This window comes from Streptomyces sp. B21-105, from assembly GCF_036898465.1.
Taxonomy (GTDB): Bacteria; Actinomycetota; Actinomycetes; order Streptomycetales; family Streptomycetaceae; genus Streptomyces.
The window spans coordinates 4,922,833-4,943,805 of record NZ_JARUMJ010000001.1 but is presented as its reverse complement, the minus strand read 5'-3'; the positions used below and the strand labels follow the sequence as shown (position 1 = coordinate 4,943,805).

At 67.0% G+C, this 20,973-nt stretch carries 23 protein-coding genes and 1 tRNA gene; 6 read left to right on the top strand and 18 right to left on the bottom strand.

Annotated elements, in window-relative coordinates; all coding sequences use genetic code 11:
• Positions 1–68 precede the first annotated feature (68 nt).
• The gene (locus QA802_RS22345; RefSeq protein ID WP_334525577.1) at positions 69–1,088 is read left to right on the top strand and encodes a Yip1 family protein; all 1,020 of its coding nucleotides are present in this window, start codon (positions 69–71) and stop codon (positions 1,086–1,088) included.
• 232 nt (positions 1,089–1,320) lie between these two features.
• Complete coding sequence (locus QA802_RS22340; RefSeq protein WP_334525575.1) at positions 1,321–2,073, top strand: hypothetical protein; 753 nt, start codon at positions 1,321–1,323, stop codon at positions 2,071–2,073.
• 145 nt (positions 2,074–2,218) lie between these two features.
• Here QA802_RS22340 and QA802_RS22335 read toward each other — a convergent pair whose 3' ends face one another.
• Together QA802_RS22335 and dcd are read right to left on the bottom strand one after the other, a co-directional pair.
• On the bottom strand, positions 2,219–2,749 hold the full coding sequence (locus tag QA802_RS22335; RefSeq protein WP_334525573.1) for a phosphoribosyltransferase: 531 nt from the start codon (positions 2,747–2,749) through the stop codon (positions 2,219–2,221).
• Positions 2,746–3,321 (bottom strand): dCTP deaminase, encoded by a 576-nt coding sequence (gene dcd, locus QA802_RS22330; protein ID WP_319170868.1) that lies wholly within the window; start codon positions 3,319–3,321, stop codon positions 2,746–2,748. Before dcd ends, QA802_RS22335 begins: the two co-directional genes overlap by 4 nt.
• Before the next feature lie 513 nt (positions 3,322–3,834).
• Between dcd and QA802_RS22325 the strand changes: the two genes are divergently transcribed.
• Both QA802_RS22325 and QA802_RS22320 read left to right on the top strand, forming a co-directional pair.
• A tRNA-Gly gene (locus QA802_RS22325) sits at positions 3,835–3,908 on the top strand.
• A 177-nt stretch (positions 3,909–4,085) separates the two neighbouring features.
• Complete coding sequence (locus tag QA802_RS22320) at positions 4,086–5,207, top strand: IS630 family transposase (RefSeq protein ID WP_319171405.1); 1,122 nt, start codon at positions 4,086–4,088, stop codon at positions 5,205–5,207.
• 21 nt (positions 5,208–5,228) lie between these two features.
• On the opposite strand, the gene QA802_RS22315 is transcribed toward QA802_RS22320, so the two are convergent.
• The 11 genes from QA802_RS22315 to QA802_RS22265 form a co-directional block, all read right to left on the bottom strand.
• Positions 5,229–5,639: a DUF6924 domain-containing protein gene (locus QA802_RS22315; protein WP_319171404.1), complete on the bottom strand. Its 411-nt coding sequence runs from the start codon at positions 5,637–5,639 to the stop codon at positions 5,229–5,231.
• Positions 5,640–5,684: 45 nt separating this feature from the next.
• Positions 5,685–6,860 (bottom strand): tyrosine-type recombinase/integrase, encoded by a 1,176-nt coding sequence (locus QA802_RS22310; RefSeq protein WP_334525565.1) that lies wholly within the window; start codon positions 6,858–6,860, stop codon positions 5,685–5,687.
• Entirely contained in the window at positions 6,860–7,072 is a 213-nt protein-coding gene (locus QA802_RS22305; RefSeq protein ID WP_334525562.1) for an excisionase family DNA-binding protein, read from the bottom strand. The genes QA802_RS22310 and QA802_RS22305 overlap by 1 nt, the downstream gene beginning before the upstream one ends.
• Positions 7,069–8,382, bottom strand: coding sequence for a replication initiator (locus QA802_RS22300; protein ID WP_334525559.1), 1,314 nt, complete (start codon positions 8,380–8,382; stop codon positions 7,069–7,071). The genes QA802_RS22305 and QA802_RS22300 overlap by 4 nt, the downstream gene beginning before the upstream one ends.
• Positions 8,383–8,512: 130 nt before the next feature.
• Positions 8,513–8,764, bottom strand: a complete 252-nt coding sequence (locus QA802_RS22295; RefSeq protein WP_334525557.1) for a SpdD protein — start codon at positions 8,762–8,764, stop codon at positions 8,513–8,515.
• Between the two features lie 14 nt (positions 8,765–8,778).
• A complete protein-coding gene (locus QA802_RS22290; RefSeq protein ID WP_037680541.1) occupies positions 8,779–8,973 on the bottom strand; it encodes a hypothetical protein in 195 nt (64 codons plus the stop codon).
• A gap of 10 nt (positions 8,974–8,983) precedes the next feature.
• Positions 8,984–9,175, bottom strand: a complete 192-nt coding sequence (locus QA802_RS22285) for a mobile element transfer protein (protein WP_334525548.1) — start codon at positions 9,173–9,175, stop codon at positions 8,984–8,986.
• Entirely contained in the window at positions 9,175–9,375 is a 201-nt protein-coding gene (locus QA802_RS22280) for a hypothetical protein (protein ID WP_334525545.1), read from the bottom strand. The genes QA802_RS22285 and QA802_RS22280 overlap by 1 nt, the downstream gene beginning before the upstream one ends.
• A gap of 19 nt (positions 9,376–9,394) precedes the next feature.
• A complete protein-coding gene (locus tag QA802_RS22275) occupies positions 9,395–10,024 on the bottom strand; it encodes a DUF2637 domain-containing protein (RefSeq protein ID WP_334525542.1) in 630 nt (209 codons plus the stop codon).
• A 3-nt stretch (positions 10,025–10,027) separates the two neighbouring features.
• Positions 10,028–11,413, bottom strand: a complete 1,386-nt coding sequence (locus tag QA802_RS22270) for an FtsK/SpoIIIE domain-containing protein (RefSeq protein WP_334525539.1) — start codon at positions 11,411–11,413, stop codon at positions 10,028–10,030.
• Positions 11,414–11,418: 5 nt separating this feature from the next.
• Positions 11,419–11,775 carry an SCO3933 family regulatory protein gene (locus tag QA802_RS22265; protein WP_057603435.1) on the bottom strand — a complete coding sequence of 119 codons (357 nt, stop codon included), beginning with the start codon at positions 11,773–11,775 and terminating at the stop codon, positions 11,419–11,421.
• Positions 11,776–11,941: 166 nt separating this feature from the next.
• Here QA802_RS22265 and QA802_RS22260 point away from each other — a divergent pair, with 166 nt between their 5' ends.
• Positions 11,942–12,346, top strand: a complete 405-nt coding sequence (locus tag QA802_RS22260) for a hypothetical protein (protein WP_334525533.1) — start codon at positions 11,942–11,944, stop codon at positions 12,344–12,346.
• Between the two features lie 42 nt (positions 12,347–12,388).
• On the opposite strand, the gene QA802_RS22255 is transcribed toward QA802_RS22260, so the two are convergent.
• From QA802_RS22255 to QA802_RS22245, 3 genes are all read right to left on the bottom strand, one after another.
• Entirely contained in the window at positions 12,389–13,117 is a 729-nt protein-coding gene (locus QA802_RS22255) for a GntR family transcriptional regulator (protein WP_334525530.1), read from the bottom strand.
• An 89-nt stretch (positions 13,118–13,206) separates the two neighbouring features.
• Positions 13,207–13,644 (bottom strand): ATP-binding protein, encoded by a 438-nt coding sequence (locus QA802_RS22250; protein WP_334525527.1) that lies wholly within the window; start codon positions 13,642–13,644, stop codon positions 13,207–13,209.
• Positions 13,645–13,921: 277 nt separating this feature from the next.
• Positions 13,922–14,662, bottom strand: coding sequence for a GntR family transcriptional regulator (locus QA802_RS22245; RefSeq protein WP_334525524.1), 741 nt, complete (start codon positions 14,660–14,662; stop codon positions 13,922–13,924).
• An 81-nt stretch (positions 14,663–14,743) separates the two neighbouring features.
• Between QA802_RS22245 and QA802_RS22240 the strand changes: the two genes are divergently transcribed.
• Positions 14,744–15,856: a DUF1152 domain-containing protein gene (locus QA802_RS22240; protein WP_334525520.1), complete on the top strand. Its 1,113-nt coding sequence runs from the start codon at positions 14,744–14,746 to the stop codon at positions 15,854–15,856.
• Positions 15,857–15,889: 33 nt separating this feature from the next.
• On the opposite strand, the gene QA802_RS22235 is transcribed toward QA802_RS22240, so the two are convergent.
• The gene (locus QA802_RS22235; RefSeq protein ID WP_334534798.1) at positions 15,890–17,791 is read right to left on the bottom strand and encodes an IS481 family transposase; all 1,902 of its coding nucleotides are present in this window, start codon (positions 17,789–17,791) and stop codon (positions 15,890–15,892) included.
• Between the two features lie 486 nt (positions 17,792–18,277).
• Positions 18,278–20,743: an nSTAND3 domain-containing NTPase gene (locus tag QA802_RS22230; protein ID WP_334525517.1), complete on the bottom strand. Its 2,466-nt coding sequence runs from the start codon at positions 20,741–20,743 to the stop codon at positions 18,278–18,280.
• Positions 20,744–20,973: the final 230 nt, after the last annotated feature.

Below are 20,973 nucleotides of genomic sequence, written 5' to 3'. Positions count from 1 at the left end.
GGCAGCAAAGCCATGTGCGGACGGCGGCCTTGGCACGTCACTCCGCGGGACCAGGTACGTTCGAAGACGTGGCTGGATTCAGGATCGGACGCGGCGCCCGGGACAACCGCGCCCCGCAAACGCGACCGCAACACCCTCCGTACGGGCAGCAGGCGCCCCAGGGACCGTCGCGGCCCTCAGGACCGTCGGGTCCCTCGGGGCCGTCGGGTCCGGCGGGTCCCTCCGGGCCGTCCTACGGCTACCCGTCGGCCCAGCAGCCGTACCCGCAGCGCCCGCAGTACGGCGGCGCGGGCGGCGGTCAGTGGCCGCAGGCGAACGGCGGCGGCCACGGCGGACACGGCGGTGACGAGCCGGAGTACTTCGGCGGCGACGCCCCGTACGGCGCCCCGGGTGGTCCCGGCGGACACGGCGGCGTCCCGCACGACCCGTACGCCGCGAACAACCCGGGCCACACCCAGGCCTTCTCGATCGACGACCACCAGCAGTACGACCCGTACAACCAGGGTGGCACCTACCACGCCGGGTCCGCGCCCGCCGGCCCGGTCGGTCCGCGCCTGCCCTGGAAGGCACTGCTGAAGGGCATCGTCCTCGCCCCGCAGCAGACCTTCCTCCAGATGCGGGACTACACGATGTGGGGCCCGGCCCTCGTCGTCACGTTCCTCTACGGCCTGCTCGCGGTCTTCGGCTTCGACGGCGCGCGCTCGGACGCCATAAACGCGACGCTCTCCAACGCGATCCCGATCGTCCTGACGACGGCCGTCGCGATGGTGCTGAGCTCGCTCGTGCTGGGCGTGGTCACCCACACGCTGGCCCGTCAGCTCGGCGGCAACGGCGCGTGGCAGCCCACCGTCGGCCTCTCCATGCTGATCATGTCCCTGACGGACGCACCGCGCCTGGTCGTCGCGATGTTCTTCGGCGGCGACGCGTCGTTCGTCCAGCTGCTCGGCTGGGTGACGTGGGTGGCCGCCGGCGCGCTGCTGACCATGATGGTCAGCCGCTCCCACGACCTGCCGTGGCCGAAGGCGCTGGGCGCGTCGTCGATCCAGCTGATCGCCCTGCTGTCGATCGTGAAGCTGGGCACCTTCTAACAGCCCACGGCAGTCACGTGAGGGGCCCCCGCCAACGAAAAGGCGGGGGCCCTTCCACGTCCCCGCACCTGACGGAGAGCGACACACACGACCCATTCGAAACCCATCAAAATGTCACATCAACCGCATGTCGCATCACTTCGACTACAGAGTGTCAGATAACGTGACTGCTCCCTACCACCTCGTACTGGGAGTGTGCGTGAAAGCTCGCTTTGGCTTGAGGCGGGGACCGGTGCTCGTGGCCGCCCTGCTGGTCGCCGTCATCGCCATGATCCTTCCGGGAACCGCCGTCGCCGGCACGGACGACGTCCGGGCCCGCGCGGACCACTGGGGCGTGATCACCCGCAACACGATCGGCTCCCCCGTCGCCGCGCTGCGCAACGGGCCGTTCGGCTCGTTCGGCGTGACCGGCACGTCCGCACGGCCGCCGTACGGCCGGGGCAGCCTGGGCATCGAGGTGCTGGGCGCGACGCAGACGGTGAACCCTCAGGTGGTCGAGAAGGTCGATTTCGGCAACGAGGTGGACTTCTACGGCAAGTCGCTGCTGAGCCTGCGCCGAGTGGGATTCCACGTCTTCCAGACGGGCGAGAACATCTCGTACGGCGGCGTGACGAACATGCCGAACATCAGGTTCGAGATCGACCCGAACCTGAACAGCAGCTCCGACTACTCCTCCCTGGTGTGGCTGCCGGCGGCGTCCCCGACCGTGAACAGCTGGAGCCCGTTCCTCGACGCCACGACCACCGGGGGCTGGTTCCTCACGGGCAACGCGGGCACGGTGACTGGCTGCGCTCTGGCCACCCCGTGCACCTTCAGCGCGCTCAAGACCGCGTTCACGTCGCGCAACGCCAAGCCGACCGTCCTGACGGTCGCGGTGGGCAAGGGCCGTGACTTCATGTGGATCGGTGCGGTCGACGGCCTCCGGCTCAACGACTACGTCTACGACTTCGAACCGGACGGCGTGAAGACGCTGCACAAGCGCTGACCGAGAGATGCCACCGACACGGCCCTCCCCATGAGGGCCCTCCGCAGGGGGCTTCGGAGGACCTTCCCTCCAGGGCCCCCTGAAACCATTGCGGACGGAATAGGGACGGGGACGGGGATGCGGTGTCCGCGCGAGTCACGCCCTGTCAGAGGGCGTCCTTCGAGGGCGCGCCCGGCTCCCCCGACCTACGCACCACAGGCAGGACACTCCAAGGGAAGTTGATCCAGTCGTCCGTCCGCTTCCACACGTACTCGCACTTCACGAGCGACTGCGACTTCTCGTAGACGACGGCGCTGCGCACCTCGGCGACGGCGTCCCGGCAGAAGTCGCGGACGAGCCTCAGCGTCTTGCCCGTGTCGGCGACGTCGTCGGCGATGAGGACCTTCTTGTCGGAGAAGTCGATGACGTCGGGAACGGGCGCGAGCATGACGGGCATGTCGAGCGTGGTCCCGACGCCGGTGTAGAACTCGACGTTGACCAGATGGATGTTCTTGCAGTCGAGGGCGTAGGCGAGCCCGCCGGCGACGAAGACGCCTCCACGGGCGATGCTCAGCACGACGTCCGGGACGTACCCGTCGTCCGCGATGGTCTGCGCGAGCTCCCGGACGGCCGTCCCGAACTGCTCGTAGCTGAGGTTCTCGCGGGCCGGCCCCGCGCCGTCCGTGCCGCCGCTCACACCTGGGTCCGGTGGAAGTTCAGGAACGAGCGGGACGCCGTCGGCCCGCGCTGCCCCTGGTACCGCGACCCGTAGCGGTCGCTGCCGTAGGGGTACTCGGCCGGCGAACTGAGCCGGAACATGCACAGCTGCCCGATCTTCATACCGGGCCACAGCTTGATCGGCAGGGTGGCGAGGTTCGACAGCTCGAGGGTCACGTGCCCGGAGAAGCCGGGGTCGATGAATCCGGCCGTGGAGTGGGTGACCAGTCCGAGCCGCCCGAGCGAACTCTTGCCCTCGAGCCGCGACGCGAGATCGTCGGGAAGGCTGACGACCTCGTACGTGGAGGCGAGCACGAACTCCCCGGGGTGGAGGATGAACGGCTCGTCGCCCTCGGGTTCCACGAGCCGGGTCAGGTCGGCCTGCTCCACGGAGGGGTCGATGTGCGGGTAGCGGTGGTTCTCGAACACCCGGAAGTATCGGTCGAGTCGCACGTCGACGCTCGACGGCTGCACCATGGATTCGTCGTAGGGATCGATCCGTACCCGCCCGGCGTCGATCTCGGCCCGGATGTCCTTGTCTGAGAGAAGCACGTCCCGAGGATACGCAAGGCGCGCGGAGCGACCACCATCGGACGACTCCGCGCGCCAGGGCTTACCGTTCTGCGCCCGCCACTACCGCTTCTCGAGCGTCACCGGCACGGCACTGCGCAACCGGGCGCAACGAGGGCACCGGACGAGCCGTCCGGGACCGAGCCGCTCGGCCTGCTGCATCGGGAACGAAGCGGTGCTGAACACATGCCCATCGGCACAACGGACGACGGTGCGCTCCATCAAGTCCATGAGTCCCTTCCCCAAGAGCCGCGTCCGGCTGCTGCTCGCCGGACACTGAAAGCCACATTACGGGACGAACGGGGCGGCCCTCCAGGCGGCACCCCGACCCCGCCCGACCCCACTTCCAGGCGACCACCGTACGCCCCAACTCCGGTCGCCCACACAGCGATCCCGCCCCGCCGACGCAAGCGGGCCCCGAGGCTTCGACGCCCGGGGCCCGGCATGAGGTAGAGTGACGGAGCGTTCCGACACCGGCTCGGACCGGCGTTTTACGCGGGTGTAGTTTAATGGTAGAACATCAGCTTCCCAAGCTGAGAGCGCGAGTTCGATTCTCGTCACCCGCTCCACACGAAACCCCCAGGTCGACGACCCGGGGGTTCTTTGTTGTCTAGACCGGCTAGCGGGGCGCGCACCACATCCGCACCATAAGGGCGCAGCTAGTGCTCTGACCGCATAGGTTCGCCGGGTCGGTGGTCGTGGCGGTTGGATGTGGAGTGACGTCCGATCCGACCGCTGGAGGCGCGGTGGCCGAGCCTGTCCGTGTGCGCAGACTGACCGACCAGGAAGGGCAGAAGCTGCAGCAGATCGTTCGTCGGGGCAGCACCAACTCGGTGCGCTATCGGCGCGCGATGATGCTGCTGGCCTCGGCCGGCGGGAACCGGGTGCCGGTGATCGCCCAGCTGGTGCAGGCCGACGAAGACACTGTCCGAAATGTGATCCACCGCTTCAACGAGATCGGCCTGGCCTGTCTGGACCCTCGGTGGGCGGGAGGCCGTCCCCGCCTGCTCAGTCGTGACGACGAGGACTTCGTCATCCAGACGGCCATCACCCGCCCCACCAAACTCGGCCAGCCTTTCACCCGCTGGTCGCTGCGCAAGCTCGTCGCCTACCTGCGGAAAGTCCACGGCCGGGTGATTCGCATCGGCCGTGAGGCGTTACGCGGCCTGCTCGCCCGCCGCGGTGTCACCTTCCAGCGCACCAAAACATGGAAGGAATCCCCCGACCCCGAGCGCGAGGGGAAGCTAGACCGGATCGAGGAGGTCCTTGACCGCTTCCCGGACCGGGTCTTCGCCTTCGACGAGTTCGGCCCCCTCGGGATCCGACCCACCGGCGGCAGCTGCTGGGCCACGCAGACCAGACCCGACCGGGTGCCGGCCACCTACCATCGCACCCACGGTGTGCGGTACTTCCACGGCTGCTACTCGGTCGGCGACGACACCCTGTGGGGCGTCAACCGCCGCAGGAAGGGCGCCGCCAACACGCTGGCCGCACTGAAGTCGATCCGCGCCGCCCGGCCCGACGGCGCCCCGATCTACGTGATCCTGGACAACCTGTCCGCCCACAAAGGCGCCGACATCCGCCGCTGGGCCAGGAACCACAAGGTCGAACTGTGCTTCACCCCGACCTACGCCTCCTGGGCCAACCCGATCGAAGCTCACTTCGGACCACTGCGGCAGTTCACCATCGCCAACTCCCACCACCCCAACCACACCGTGCAGACACGGGCCCTGCACGCCTACCTGCGCTGGCGCAACGCCAACGCCCGCCACCGCGACGTCCTGGCCGCAGAACGCAAGGAACGCGCCCGCAGCCGCAGCGAGAAGGGCATCCGCTGGGGCGGGCGCCCCAGCGCGTCCGCAGCCTAAAACCGCCCCACGGCCAGTGACTCAGAAACCTCGGAAGACGCCGTCCTCGTCGACGGCGCCGGCGAACTCCTCGAAGTCCATGTTCGCGCCCGAGAGGTTGTTCTCAATGCTCCACAGCTGGGCTGCCACAACGCGGACACCACGCCCACGCTCACCCTGCAGGTCCAGCACGAGGAGTGGCCGTTCAGTCGAGGCGAGGGCTACAGAGTCCGCTAAGACAAGAAGCGGATGCTGGTACGCCGCGGGGATCAGGTCGAGGGCCTGGTTGGATGTCAAACCCCCGTACATCCGGTCATCGACGACTGCGACGTTGGCCAAGAAACCGTCCTTGCTGGGCGAGAACAGCGACGAACGCAGAGCGTCCCACGCACCGTCTGCCGAGAAGTCGGTGCGCACAACGAGGGCTTCCAAAGTGCAGGGGAGCTGATTCATGCGCGGACAGTACCGCCAACCCGGTGAACCAATCCGGTCACAGCACTAGCTGCCCGTGGCCTTCTCGTCGTGGTGCGCGGGGTCGTGATCCTTGCCCTTGTGGTGCTTCGCACGCTCGGCGCGGACCAGGTCGTCGAGCCCGGCCGCGAGGTCCCGCTGCCGCTCCTCGTCGGAGTGCTGGTAGATCAGCGCCGCTTTCTCGGAGGACTGGCCGGCGCGGACCATCGTGTCCTTCAGGGTGGCGCCCGAACGAGTCGAGAGCGTGTGCCCGGTGTGACGAAGGTCGTAGAAGCGGAATCCGTCCGGGAGACCGGCGGCGGTGCGGGCGCGCCGCCACTTGCGGCCGAAGGAGGTGCGCCGGAAGGGAGCCCCTTTCTCACCGACGAAGACCAGGCCGTCAGGCCCCTTCTCGGCGAACCAGGCGAGGTGTTGCTTCACCTCTTTGTGCAGGAAGGTGGGGAGTACGACGGCCCGGACCCCTGCGCCGGACTTGGTCTCGCCAGGGGCGCGTTTGCCGTTGGTCCGCTCGGGTTCGGCGACTCGGACGCGGATCACCATGTCGTCGGGGTCGACGTCCCGGCGGCGCAGGCCGGCCAGCTCCTCGGGGCGCATCGGGCCGTAGGCGCCGAGGTAGACCATGAGCCGCCAACGGATACCGATCGCTTCGGCGAGGGCATCGACCTGGGCCACGGTAGCGATACGACGCTCGGCAGCCGACTCCTTACCCGCGCCCTTGATGCGGCAGGGATTGCGGCTGATCAGTTCGTCGTCGACGGCGGTTTCCATGATGCTTTTCACGAGCCTGTACGCCTTGGCGACCGTGGTCTTCGCGCCCGTGGTGCGCAGGCGTTCAGCACGCCACTCCCGGACACGAGGAGCCGTGATCTCGTCCAGGTCGAGGGTCCCGAACGTCGGAAAGATGTGGAGCCGGAACAGATCTTCGTATAGATCGACGGAGCGAATAGCCAACTCCCGTTCCTCGACCCACTTCTCGGCGTAGATCCGGAAGTTGACCGCACCAGCGTCGGGAGCGCGCCAATCCCCGCGGCTGAGGTCAGCCTCAACCTGGGACAGCCAGATCTCCGCGTCCTTCTTGGTAGCGAAGGTCTCTTCCGCACGGATGCGCTCACCGTCGGGCCCGAGGTACGAGGCCGTCCACTTGCCAGACCGGTACTGGCGCACCGCACCGAAGCGGCGACGCCTCCCCTTCTTGTTGGCCATCAGGCAGCCCTCCGAATGACAGTGCGACGAAGCCGGATCGGCTCGACGGTGCGGGACCGGATGAACTCCTCGACCGCGCTCTCGGGGATGCGGACGTGCCGGCCGACCTTCACGTACCGGATGCGCCGCTCCTCGATCAGCCGCCGAGGGAAGCGGGCGGTCGTGCCGAGCAGCTCGGCGACCTGGTCGACGGACAGGTAGCGGTCGGTCATCGGGTGGGCTCTCCTTCCGTTCCGGGGGCGGGTTCGAGGGATGCGGATAGCCAGGCTTCGGCGCGGGAGAGGCCCGTTCCGGCGAAGACCCAGTGCGAGAGGACGAGGGTGGTTTCCGTCGGCTCCATCGGCTCTGCCTCGACGGCCGCAGCGACTTGGGCGCGGCGCCATTCAGCGCGGGCGTCGCGGAGTGCGCCGAGGGTGGTGGAGTAGCGGCGGGACTTGGTGGAGAAGTGGCCGCGGAAGCCGAGCATGTGGGCCCAGGCGCGCAGGCGGAGCTCGGTGAGATCGGGACGTGCGCCGAGGGTCCACGCGACGCGGATCATGCGTCGGGCGTGGTCGGAGATGCGGACCTGGGCGAGCTCGGCGAGGAACTTGAGCGGGCGATCGAGGGTGCCGGTCGCCGTCTCAGCGCCTTTGGTGGCGTACTTGGCGATGTAGGCGGCGACGGCTCGTTCGGTGAGCTCCTGACCGTGGTCGAAGTCGGCGGATCGGATCGTGCGGACGTCGAGTTGGCGGCCGAAGGCGAAGGTGTGTGCGCGTCCGTCGATGGTCGGACCGTCGACGCGGGCGGCAGTGGCTGCGGCCTGGACGGCGTCCGTCAGGAGTTCCGCCGTCGCCCAGGTGGGTGGTGGGGTGTCGCCGCCTTCCGGGCCGTCGATGCGGATGACCGCGTGGAAGTGCACGGCACCGCGTTTCTGGTACTCGGCGACCTTGGCGAAGGAGATGCGTGCATGGTCGCGGAAGGTGCGTTGGGTGAGGCCGGCGCGCTTGGCGATCTCCCGGCGGAGGTAGATGGAGAAGCGCCGCCAGAGGTGCCCGGCGTGGGCGTTCCAGAGGACGGCCGCTTCGTAGTCGTAGCGGTCCGGGTCGAGGGGTGTGCCGAGCGCGCCGTCGTTCTCGTCGTGCCGGGCGCCGCAGCGGCAGGGGCGTCCGTCGGTGCGGCGGTTGTGGACTGGGCCGAAGCTGGGGGCGGTGAAGGTGGCGAAGACGCGTGGGTGTGTGGCGACCTGGTCCGAGGTGCCTTTGCCGCCGTGGAGTCCGGCGGTGATCAGGTGGTAGGTGTCGCGGCGGTAGGTCTCGGCGCAGGCCGGGCAGCGGGTCGCACGGCGGTTGTTGCAGCGGACGAGGAGTTGGCCGGCCGGCAGGGCGGTCGAGTCGAGGTGGTGCAGGGTTCGGCCGATCTCGCCGGTTGCCGTGTCGACGGCGTATTCGGTGCGGTGGCCGTCGAGACGGACGGGATGGGTGCAGCCACCCAGGCCGGAGAGTTGGCGGGCCAGCTCGGGCATGGTGCCGAGAGAGGCCAGCATGGAGAGTTCCGCCAGCGGGGGCGGAGTCTGCCGGGTGATGATGGTGGTTCCTTTCGGCTGTTTCTGCGGTTGGGAGGGACGGCCCCGGGGCGGCGGGATGCTTGGCGGCGTTTGCCGCCCCGGCGGCCGGTCAGCGCCTGCTGGCGTTGTTGAGCAGGGAGCGCAGGACCACGGCGGCGATGGCCACGGAGATGGCCGTGATGGCGACGGCCGCCAGGAGCGCGGTGAGGACGACTCCGCCGACGAGGACGGCGGCGACCGGGCCCGCGTAGGGGCTGAGCGAGCGGCCGGCGGAGGTCGGAGCCGGGTTGTGCTGGTGGTGCTGCTGCGGGATGAGGGTCGGCGGCGGAGTGGGGACGTCGGGCAGCTTGGGACGGAACATGGCGGAGCTCCCTTTCAGCGGTTGTCGCCGTTGACGACGCCGACCCCGGAGCGGGTGCCGGACTCGATGGCGGGGGCGAGGAAGGTATGGGAGAGCCAGAAGCCGAACAGGGCGATCACGACGGCGACCCACATGCGCACGCCGAGGAATTTGATCGCGGCCCAGGCGATGACGCCCAGGACGAAGACGAGCGGGAGCGAGACGGTCACAGGGGTCTCCTCAGCGGACGCGGCAGCGATGGGTGCGGGCGGCGAGCTCGGCGGCGGCGCGGGTGTCCAAGTCGTTGGAGAAGCCGCAGCGCGGGGCGGTGCAGACGACGGTGTGCTTCTCGCGGCCGCGGCCGTCATAGGCGGTGCCGACCTGGACGGGTCCGATGCGGACGACTCGGCGGAAGCGGCGGTTGGCGGGCATCAGGGCAGCTCCTTCGGTTCGTCGTGGTTCTCGCCGGTGAAGTCGGCGACGTGGTCGAGCAGCCAGCGCCGGATCTCTGCGCCCTCGTACTCGTCGGCGGTGAGGATCACGGGTTCGGCGATGAGCATTGCTTCGGTGAGGCGGTTCTGACGGGTCAGCTCGGCGGCGCGGTTGAGCGTGCGGAGCGTGGACGGGCGCAAGGTGGAAAGTCCTCCGAGATCAGGTGAGTTGGGCTGCGATGGCTTCGGCGAGCGGGAGCGGAACGCCGAGGCGGGTGCGAAGGGTCGGGGTGTCGATGTCCGTCCCGGTCCGGGTGCGGTGGTCGTCGGCGACCTTGCGGGCGAGGGCGACGAGCGCGGGCGGGACGGGGGCGGCGGTGGGCGGTGCGGCCGGCTGTGGAGCGGCGGCGGGCAGCTCAGGGGCGGTCGTCGTGACGGGCGTGGCGGGTGTCTCGTCCTGGTCCGACACCGGCGCCTCGTCGCGGTCCGGGGTGCCGTGCGCGAGGAGTGTTCCGCCGAGGAAGGCGACGGCGGGCCATCCGGCGACGAGGATGCGCAGCCAGGCCGGGACGTCGCCGAGGTCGAGCAGGCCGGCGGTGGCGACGTTCGCGCCCAGCGACGCGGCCAAAGCGACGACGAACCAGCACCAGCCGGCGGCTTTCGCCGTACCAAAGCGCAGCCGCCGCCAGGCCGCAACGAGGAGCAGGTCAACGCTGATCGGATAGGCCCACGCCTTCCAACCGTCCTGCCCGGCCGCCGCAGCGAGGTCGTGCAGGTGGGCGAAGGAGAGCGCGGCAGCGATGGCCGCTTGAATGAGGATGGGGTCGATGCGGATGCTGGGGGTGCGCATCGATCAGTCCCCCTGTGTGTCGGAGGCGCGGCGCGCGGCGGGAGCCGGTTCGGGGCGGTCGAGGGCGACAGGCGGGACGTACGGCCGGAAGGGCATGAGCGCCGGAACGTGTGGGGCGAGGTGGGCCGTTTCGCGGCAGGTGGCCGCAGCAGCGGCGAGGGACAGGTACGGGGTGCGGATGCGGGACCAGCCGCCGGAGGTGTCACCGGCCACAGCCAGGCCCGGCAGCTCGGCGGCGATGGCGCAGGAGGCGTCGACCGCTTCAGGGGCGATGTCCCCCAAAGCCATCTTGGCCGACGCTTCGTCGTTGACGCGGTGGCAGACGCGGCCGGTGAGTTGGGCCCGGAGCATGGTGGCGCCCTTGCCCAGCTCGGCACCGAAGCGCTGCCCGCAGACCTCCAGGTAGATGCCGGCCGCCCGGCCCAGCTGGGCGAGGCGGATGAGGTGGGTGACCATCTCGTCGCGACGTTCCTCGTCCTTGCGGGTCGCGACGAGGAAGAGTTCGGCCACCTCGTCGACGAACAGCACGATGGGGATAGGCCGTTCGCTGTCAGGCAGGCCCCAGATGTCTGAGGTGATCTCCTCGTCGCGGGTACCGGGAGCGATGCCCTGCCGGGCCTTGATGAGGTCGTATCGGTCCTCCATTTCCTTGACCAGGAGGGGCAGCAGCTCGGCCGCCTCGTCCGGGTCGGTGGCCAGCGCGGTGAAGCGGGAGGCGAACGGGGCCAGCTCGACGCCCCGCTTGCAGTCGACGCCGACCAGGGCGACAGGCTGCCGCGAGAGCCCGGCAATGAGGTTCCGCAGGTACATGGACTTGCCCGACAGCGTCGCGCCGAGGACGAGTCCATGCGGCACAGCGCGGTAGTCCCGTAAGAACGCGGTCGCGTCCTCCCTCAAGGCCACCGGCACTTTGAGGAATCCGCCCTCGGTCCGCCGCGGCATGCGCACCTTGCGCAGGACGTCGAAGCCGATGAGGCGCAATTCGACGACACCGGGCTTGACGTCCTTGACGTACACGCCGTGCACGCCCCAGGCGTGGCGGAGTCGTTCCGCCGAGGCGGCGACGTCGGCCGGTTCCTGGCCGGGAGCGAGGCGGAGCCGGACGCGCAGGCCGGTCGTAGTGGGCCGGATGATGCCCCGCCGAGGCGGGACCGGCCGGATCTCCCGACGGCTGGTCGCCTTGATGGCCAACACCCGCAACCGGGACGGCTCGACGGTCAGACCGCAGGCGTCCATGGTCGAGGAGTACGAGGCCAGCAGTCGGGCCACCGAAACCGGCAGCCCGACCGTGGACCAGTACGCGGCCGGGTTGGCGTGCCGGACGTAGGCCGCGCCGCCTATCGCAGCGAGGGGTGCGCCCAACTCGGCCAACGTGATCAGGTCCGTCACGACGATCAGCCCGCCTGAGCGACCGGGACCGGAAAAGCACCCGGCGCGATCGCGGTAGCGCGGTAGGCGATGCCGTGCCGCTGCTGGCCGTTGAACACGCTCTCCCACGGCCGGGCGATGAGCCCCGGCAGGGACACGGGAGCGCCGACGGTCAGGCCCTCCGTCACACCGCTTTCGGGAACGGTGACCTGGATGAGCGACGAGTCCCCCTCGTCGATGAAGACGACGCCGACGGTCATCAGCGCCTCACCACTCACGGCGTCCTTGGCGATCTCACCGGTCTGCCGGTCGCGCACCTTCGGCGCCGGCGCTTCGGTGAGCAGGATCGTCGCGGTCGAGGCGTCAACGCGGATCACACGCACTGAGAGTTCTCCTTCTGAGATGAACCAACCCATCACCTGACAGGTTGACTTAGCAAGTTCGAAATTAGGGATGCCAAGTTGACTTGTCAAGTGGCTTGGCGGTCGTCAACGAGCGGACGCGCTAACGCAAGCGCACCATGAAGCCAGCCACACGAGGAGGGCGGACATGGGCAGAGAACACCGCGCTCAGGAGCCGCAGTCGTGGGATCCACGCGAGCCACAGACACCCGCAAAGCAGCCGGATGACTGGTCAGCACAGCCGCAAGCACCGGCAAGCAGTCCACACGAGAGCGGGGCACTCCGACCAAAGAAGCGACATCGAGTCTTCCTCTGGATCTTCCTAGCCATCCAGATCCTGTTTCTGATCGGCGTGATCATGGGAGCCGCGAGCGGCAGCGGTACGCCCGACGATTGCCAGGGGCTGACGGGCGACAACCTGAAGTTGTGCAAGGACGCCGACGACGTCGGGACCACAATCGGCGTGGGACTCATGATCGGCCTATGGGCTGCGGTCGACGCCATCCTCGGCTTTACCTACCTGGTGTACCGGCTCGCCACACGACGCGCGTGAGCATCAGCCGTCCCAGCCAAGCCACGGTGGGCGTCCCCAGGTTCAGCCGAGTCGGTACGTGTCTTCGAGTTCCTGCCGGTCAGCCGGGAGCAGCACGTCAGAGACTTGCAGAGCCTGACCTGAGGCGTCGCACGCGACGACCAGGACGCTGAGGACGGGCACACCGTCCGGGAGCTCCAGGAGATCGGCCTCAGAACGCTCGGGCAGTCTGGCCGACACCCGCTCCGTCACATGATCGAAGCGAACCTTCTTCCGCGTCTCAAGGTGCGCACGGGTGCCGCCGGTCAGGAGATCGGCACTCTGCAAGGCGGTGCCCTCGACCAGGCCGGCGGGGAAGTAGGACGAGACCAGTTCGACGGGTTCACCGTCCTCCACGACCAGGAAACGGCGCATGAGGACCTTGGCTCGCTTAGGCAGACCGAGCACTGAAGCAACGCGCGCGGGAACCGGTACCTGATCGACAGCGATCAGGCGTCCTGAACTCTGCGATTCATCGCGCTCCAGCACTTCCCGCCCACGGCGGTCCCTCTCCTCGACACCTGCCGGCCGACCGCGCACGATCGTCCCGTATCCCTGCCGGGACTCCAGCCAGCCATCCCGCTTCAGCAACTCAAGGGCCCGCACGACGGTCGGCCGGGACATGCCGAACGCCTGCACCAGTTGATTCTCACTGGGCACCTTCGAGCCCGGTGGGTACGTGCCGTCCTCGATGCGGCCCTGGATCGTCTGGGCGAGGCGTACATACTTGGGTGCCTCCACTTCATACGCCATGAACGCCGCCCGTCGGGATTGGCCAAGTCAACTGGTCAACCAGACTAGCGAGGAATCCGATGGCGCAGTACCGGGTGCCCGCTCCCGCCTCAGGAAGGCCAGGCATCGGCCATCACGAAGGAGACGACCGTTCCGCCGAATCGACTGGGCCCACAGCGCCAGGAGTCGGCGATCGAATCGACGAGGAGCAGCCCGCGTCCGTGCGCGTCGGCCGCGTCCGGTCGCCGTAGGCGGACCCTCGCCGGGAAGCCGGCGTTGTGTACCTCGACCTTGAGCGAGGCGCCTTCCCGGAACCACTCCACTCGCACCCGCCACACCTCGTCCGACTCGCCGTAGAGGATGGCGTTGGTGACCAGTTCCGAGATCATCAGCACGCAGTCGTCGACCGAGCAGGCCGGGTTGTACGGGGCGATGAACTTGCGGAACCAGCGCCGGGACAGGGCCGCGGACTCCGCGACTGGGTACAAGGTCATCGCCCCGAGTCGCGGTGAGTCCTCAGAGGGATAGCGGTCGATCATGTAGGCCATCCGTGCTCACTCCTTGCCGCTACCGTCGCAGTCGAGGCAGCGCCGTTTCGATGCGGCACGGGCACGGTCGTTGACGGCGGAGAGTGCCAGGGCGGAGCGCGAGCTGACCCGCTTCCAACCCCGACCACGGCACGCCCGGCAAGCTAAGTGCCCGCCCTGCACCGACCTCTGACTCGTCACGACCACGCCCCCTTCTCCAAGTGGCCTTAGCCACTGAGTGGATAGTGGCATTAGCCACTTGGGCTGTGCAAGCCGTTCGCTGAAATGGCGTGCTTCATCAGGTGAGGGGGTAGCCCTGCTCGAACGCCCAGCGCTGCGGCGGGTAGGTGGCTTCCGCGAACTCCAACGGCCGGTCCTGCAGGTCGAAGACGACGTGGTGCACGACCAGGACCGGTGAGCCAGGCTCAAGTTGCAGGTCCGCCGACTCCTCGTCGGTCGCCTGCCGAGCACACATGCGGTCCTCGGCGTAACTCCCCTGCCGACCGGTCGTGTTCTCGACGTACATCAGCGTGCCCTCTTGGATCCGCTCCGGGTCCAGGAGCCTGGGCGCCCGCTGCCCGACGTCAGGCGCGAACCACGATGTGGAGAGCGTGATGGGCCCGTCCTGGTTGTTGGTCACACGCCGGCGGTGCACTGCCCGACGATCCTTCACCAGCCCCAGCGCCTCAGCGACGTAGTCGGGCGCATCCAGCCACCCGGCCGACGTGATGACCGCGTACTCACCAGGCGTGTAGATCTTCCCGGTCTGCCGCGCCCGACCGTACAACTCCCGTGCGCGCCGGTTCACTTCGAGACTGCGCACATAGGTGCCCGAGCCCTGCCGCTTCTCCACGAGTCCCTGGTGGCTCAGCGCTTCCAGGGACCGCGCCGCCGTCGGCCTGGACACCTTCCAATTGGCCGCAAGCTGCCGTTCCGAGGGGACCTCATCCCCCGGCCTCAGGTCGCCCCGAAGGATCTGATCGCGGATGTAGTGGGCGATCTGGAGATACTTCGGCTGCGCCTCTTCGATCTGAGGCATGTCCCCTCCTCATCCAAGTGGCTATGGCCACTCGCCACTATAGGGTCGGTGGCCAGACCCGGAACCCGTAATGTTGAGCACATGACGCGGTTGATCGTCGCAGCAGGAGGAGGGGGCGACGCAGTCGCCGCCGCAATGCTTGACGCCGCCTTGTACGGCGACGACGGCCAGGCGGTGATCCTTACGTACGCATGGGACCGCCTGTTGGTCGACCCAGTGCCGGGCCCCCGCGCCCCTTCCGACTTCACAGGACTCTCGCCCCTCACCACATCCGTCCGGTCAGTGCCGGCCGCAGCCCGCCCAATCGCTCCAGCAGGCTCCACGCTCCCCCAACTTGCGGCAGAGCTCCCACACACCTTCGCCCTGATCGACCCACACCACGGCGCCGAAGGCATCACGCGCCAACTCAACGAGCTGATCGGCCTGTTGGCACCGTCTTCGATTGATCTCCTGGACGTGGGGGGTGACATCCTCGCGCGGGGCGATGAGCCGACCCTCAAGAGCCCGCTTGCCGACGCTCTGACACTGGGCGCGTGCTGCCAGGTGAACGCTCCCGTGCGGCTCTTGGTGGCGGGACCCGGCCTCGACGGCGAACTTCCGCTCGACGAGGTGCGCAGTCTGCTCGGCCCCCTCATCCACACATTCAACGCGGAGGACGCGGAGCGCGTCAGCTCAGTCCTGGAGTGGCACCCGTCCGAGGCAACGGGGATGCTCGCTGCGACAGCACGAGGGACCCGAGGCATCTGCCAAGTACGGGACGCAGGACTACCCATCCCGCTCACGGACGCCGGCCCGACGGTCCACGAAGTCGACCTGGACGACGCGCTGAACCGCAACCAACTGGCCCGCGCCATCCTGAAGACCACCACCCTGGACCAGGCCGAGGCGCACAGCCGCGAGATCTGCGGCTACTCGGAAATCGACTACGAGCGCAACAAGGCCGCATGGCTCAAGGATCAGCCAGCGGTGGAGCTGGATCCTGGCACCGTGCTGCCCCAGCTCGACGAGTTCGAGAACGAGGCCCGTAGCCGCGGAGTCACCCACACGACGTTCCGCCACCTCACAGAGGTCCTCAACCTCAACGGCAACCAGCGAGACGAACTACGCCAGATGCTCATCAGCAGCCGGCCGGAGAAGTACTATGCACCACTTTGGAGCATTTTATCCGCGTGTCTAGTCCCAGGTGATGTTTGACGTTCTGGTCCCAGCTGTTGCTTGACGGTGGGCCTAGACAACATCGGAAATCTTGTGGGGCTTGTTCGCCTTCACGTGGCGGACGGGGATGTCGGTGGTCCGCCGGATGACCCGGACCTGGCCGTCCAGGTCGACGCTGATCGTCGTGTCCGACACATGCACGGTCACCGTCTGCCCTGCGTAGGGGCGGCCGAGGGAGACGGTCTGGCGGCAGACCATGACGGTGCCCACAGCGCTGACCCGCCGCTGCACCCGGACCGGCTCCACGCTCGGCCTGGGCGGCGGGCCTGCGGGCCGCAGACCGCGCAGACGCTGGACCTCGTCGGGGCTGAGCGGGTTGGGCCGCACCCGCAGCAGCTCCCGCGAGGACAGGTCGAAGAACGACAGCGTCTCGTCGTCGATGCGGATGCCCACCTGACGGCCTCCGAGGATCTCCGCCGCCAGCACCTGGCGCCCGCCCAGGCCCACCAGACCGCTGTTGTTCACCACCCGGTCGACCTCGACCGCCGCCCCGTCGCCGGCCGGAAGCGGGGCCGGTCCCGCCGCACGTCCGCCCCGGGCAGCCAGCCGTCCCAGATCCGCCACCGACAAGTGCGACCGCACGGTCTTGATCCGTGCTCCCGCGATCAGCAGATGGATCACCGAGGTGTCTGCCCAGAACGTCACCGTCAGCCCTGAGCGGGCCGGGCCAAGCCAGAACTGCTTGCCCGCGACCTGCAGATTCCCACTCGCCGGCACCACCCGCTCGAACTCCACCGGCCCACCGGGCTCCACCGGCACCACTGCCGGGACCACCTCAGGCAGGGCGGCGGGCACAGCCGAGGCTTCACCCGGAACCGGCTCCGGCTCCGGGTCCGGCTCCGGGTCCGGCTCCGGCTCCGGCTCCGGCTCCGGGTCCGGGTCCGGCTCCGGGTCCGGCTCCGGGTCCGGGTCCGGGTCCGCTGGAGGTGTCCGCTGCTGCGGCACCAGCGCCAGCACTCCGGGAATCTTCAGGCCCAGGACGTCCCGCTCCTCCTCGGGCGCCGGCGTGAACCGATCGGCAGGAGACTGCATGTCCAGGGCCTGATGCGGTCGCATCGAGTTGTACTCCTGCACCCACCGATCCAGCGCCGCCTGAGCCGCCTCGATGCTCTCGAACGCGCCGCAGTCGTCCAGAAGTTCGCGCCGCAGTGTCTGATGGAACCGCTCGACCTTGCCCGTCGTGGTCGGCGACGCCGGCTGCGTCAGCCGGTGCGCGATCCCGTTCTCCCGGCAGATCCGGTCGAACAGCACCTCACCGCCCTGCCCGAACCGGTCGGTGAACTGCTTGCCGTTGTCGGTCAGCACCTCCTCCGGCACCCCGAACGCCTGCAAGGCCCGGACGAAGGCCGCGCAGACCGCCCGCCCGGTCGCCCGCTCCACCACCGACGCGATCACGCAGTACCGGGAATGGTCATCCACACCCGTCACGACCTTGGCCTCGGTCAGCTCCCCGGTCACCGGGTCGACCAGCATCACGCCGCCGACAATGTCCATCTGCCACAGCTGCATCGGCCGATCCCGCTGCCAGCGCTTGTAATCCGACCGCTTCCGGCGCCGCACCCCCGGCTCCACCAGCCCATGACGGACCAGGACCCGATACACGGTCATCCGCGACGGCACCGGCGTGACTGTCCCGGACCGCTCCATCACATGAGCGATCCGCCGCGGACCCCACTTCGGGTGCTTGCGCCGCAGCTCGCACACCGCCGCCTCGGCCTCGGCAGAGGCCTGATGCGGACACGACGCCGGCCTACGGGAACGATCCGCCAGCCCCGCCAGACCCGAGGCCTCATACCGGGACTTCCACCCGCTGACCGTCTGCCTGGACACACCCAGCCGGGCGGCGACCTCCGTCACCGTCGCACCCGCCAGCACGGCCAGGACAGCCCGGTATCTCTGCTCGACAACCGACAACTCCACCAGCGCCAATCCCGGCCTCCTGCCACACGCCGCAACGACGTGCACAGAAAAGCCGATCACGGCCACTGTCAACCATCAGCTGGGACCGAAGTGTCAAGCATCTCCCGGGACCGGACAGCATTTTATCCGCGACTGAGTAACAACCTTCTTCACGGGTTCAAGGCGGCTCGCTCCGCTCACCGCGCGCGGCCCGGCCCCCGGCCGGGCCTGCGCTCCTGTCTCCGCCCCGCTCCAGCCCGGCCGGCGCCCGTGCCGCGCGCACAGCAATCAGCCGCTTGCCCTCAGAGAAGGGGCACGTCGTGGCTGGGGCGGTCGGCTACACGGCTTTACGAAGCCACTTTGGCGCGAGCCTCGAAGATCATGGCCCCAACGTCGTGCTTTACCGGGCAGGTCCACAGACTGCCCGACGCGCCGCAAGCTTACGGGGCCATGAGCACTCGCGCCAAAGCAGCGCCACCCCAAAGCCGCTCCGCCGACCTCTCATGGCCGCCCCAGAATTCTGGCCGCGACAACTAGGCCATGATTGCTAATGCTGGCCGGGTAGATTCGGATAGGTGCACTCGAATAATCACCCTGCAAGTCATCACCCTGGAGAAAGAGGTCATCGGCTTCCAATTCCAGCGATGACCCATGATCCTTGAGAGCTGAGTCGCGAGCGTAAGTTGCGGCCTCAAATTCTCGAATACCTGCAACCAATTGCCCAATATCTACACCCAGCCATTCTGCCGCAGTGATAAGACAATCAACATCTTCATGGAGGTCACTCTGGCTAATCCGAATCACTTCATGTTCCAGATCATCGAGAAACTTCCATGCTGCTTGTCCTAGATTAAGACGAAGGGAGGCTCTCTCGACTTGCCCCGGTGCCCGATATCGCTGGGCATAGATTCGAGCAGTAGAGAAGTGGGCCGGAGCAAACACCTGACTGAAGAAGTAATCGCGTAGATGATCTATGAGCCATTCGCGAAATTCACTCCAGCGCGAATGATCAGACATGCCGCGCGTGAACCATAGGTGGGACAACATCCCTTCCTTGCTCGCAATGCGTGCGGAGGGAAAGGCTTGGGTCAGCGACTCTGGGATCCAAGCCTCTTGCTCCATTCGATGGCTCCTGACGAAATCCCAGATGGCTTTCATCCTGCGCTCAGCAGACAACGGCGGCATGACTTTCCACCGCTGCGATCCATTGCCATAAGCGGGATGAAATTCATAAATCCCGGAAGGGAACAGTCGTAGCATAGCTTCGACGAATGCCCTGCGCGTCGCCTTCCCTTTCGGGCCCGAAATAGCTACGGGAGAAGCGAACCGGTCGATGCTAATTTGGGCCGTCTCATCCACTGACCCATCATCCAGCCAGGCCTCCTTCTCGCTTGTTGGAGTCACGAGGCCTGCCAGCACTTCCACTTGCGAAAACGTGACAGCACTGGCCAGAAGCCCTTCGATGGCTGCAGTGTCGGCAGAGAGCCGAAAGGCCACGTAGTCACCGATGGACGCGTTGGCAAACCCCACCAGTGGCAAACTATAGAAGTCGCTTATTTCGATGAAGTCCCCATCTATCGCACGCATAGCCTGACGAATTTCACTTTTGGTGGCTGGCTCGCCAATTTCTTGCGTGTATCGCGTCGCAATCTCCACCGCGTCATCGAAAAGCAGTGTGCGAAACGTGCTAAGCACCTGCAGAACGCACCTCTGGAGCTCGGTAAGCTGATCATCGTAGATCCCCTTCCATAGATCCAGAGGCGACTCGAACGACTGCAGAAGCCCCAGCGCAAGCTCTCGACTGGTTAGAGCCGACGCATCTTCTCCACGTGCAACGCTCGCCACACGGTCGATATAGAAGTGCGACAACCGTGGGTTAAAGTTTCGATGCTTGATAACCTCAACCCATTCCGCCTCTGCTAGAGGTTGCTGCAACACTGGATTGGCTCCGGAAAAAAAGATCTGCCGATATAGAACTTCCGCCCTCTCCAGCGCCGTCATATCCGAGGAGTCCATGATAAGGCGAGATAGATCTACGCTAGTATCCTGAAGTCTCTGATGGTGCATTTTCGCATTCGTCAGGATGTATTCCCGCGTAGTCAGGATCAGACGCAAACTGTCTGAACGGCGGGCGTCCTGGAGCAGTCTGACGATGCGGGCGTCTTCATTCTTTCCATTCAGGAAGGCGGTCCGGAGGGAGGATCCTAGAAAGTCATCGTAGAAGACAACCTGCCGTCTTTCATCGTCCAGAATCTCTTCCGCCTCATCGATGTTGTTGACTGCGACGACAGGATCCCACCCAGCCGAAATGCACTCGCCTATCAGAATTTTCGCAGCCGAAGTCTTTCCCACGCCTGGCGGCCCCGACAGAATTACTGCACCCTCCGATTCAAGAATGCTTCTTGCTCTGTCGACGTCACGGGTGTTAACGAGATAAGCGCTGTCCCTGGCAAGTTCTTCTACAAGGTGCTTACTTCGCCTGATTTCTTTTGAGCGAAGGACGCGCTGCAGATTCAGCGTATTGCCCACCCAGAGCTTGAAATGACGTTGCTCCACTCGGGGATGCCGGGCCAGCATGGACTCAAGATCTTCCCGGCCTAGAATTTGAGAGACGGGAAACTCTTCACTGTATAGCTTGGCAATTTCGTTCTTTCCATGGATGCTGAGAGGCGCAGTTGTGACGGCAAAATAGCGAAAGCTGAGGCGATGGACGCCGCGCTTTGCCTCTTTTTGAAAAGTTGCCCTTAGGCGAGCTAGGGCTGCCGTCGGATAGTGCTTAACCTGTGCTACCGCATAACTTCCCTCCGGCAGCTTCAGGGGAGGGGCGCACGGTCCATTGACCCTTAGATCAACGCCCCCGTCCGCCCCTGCTTGGAACCTCTCTACGTGAACGCCCCACTCTGCGGACAGGAGATCGCAAACGATCTCCTCCGCGTCGCGGTCCGAAAGTTTCCCCCACTGGTACATCCTGGAACGCCTCCCCGAACCCTGACGCGAAGTGTGTCTGTTAGTGGTCGGAATACGCAACCAAGGTGCTACGTCTGAGGGCCCCAGGAGCGACGTGTTTGGTGCTCGCAGTCCCCAAGCTGAGGGCTCAGGCAGCTTCATTGCGGGTCGGCCGTCGTGGCTTGCTCTGGTCGACGGCACCGGCAGCGTGGCGGAGGCCGGTGGGGGTGCAGCGAGACATACGCGTGCGT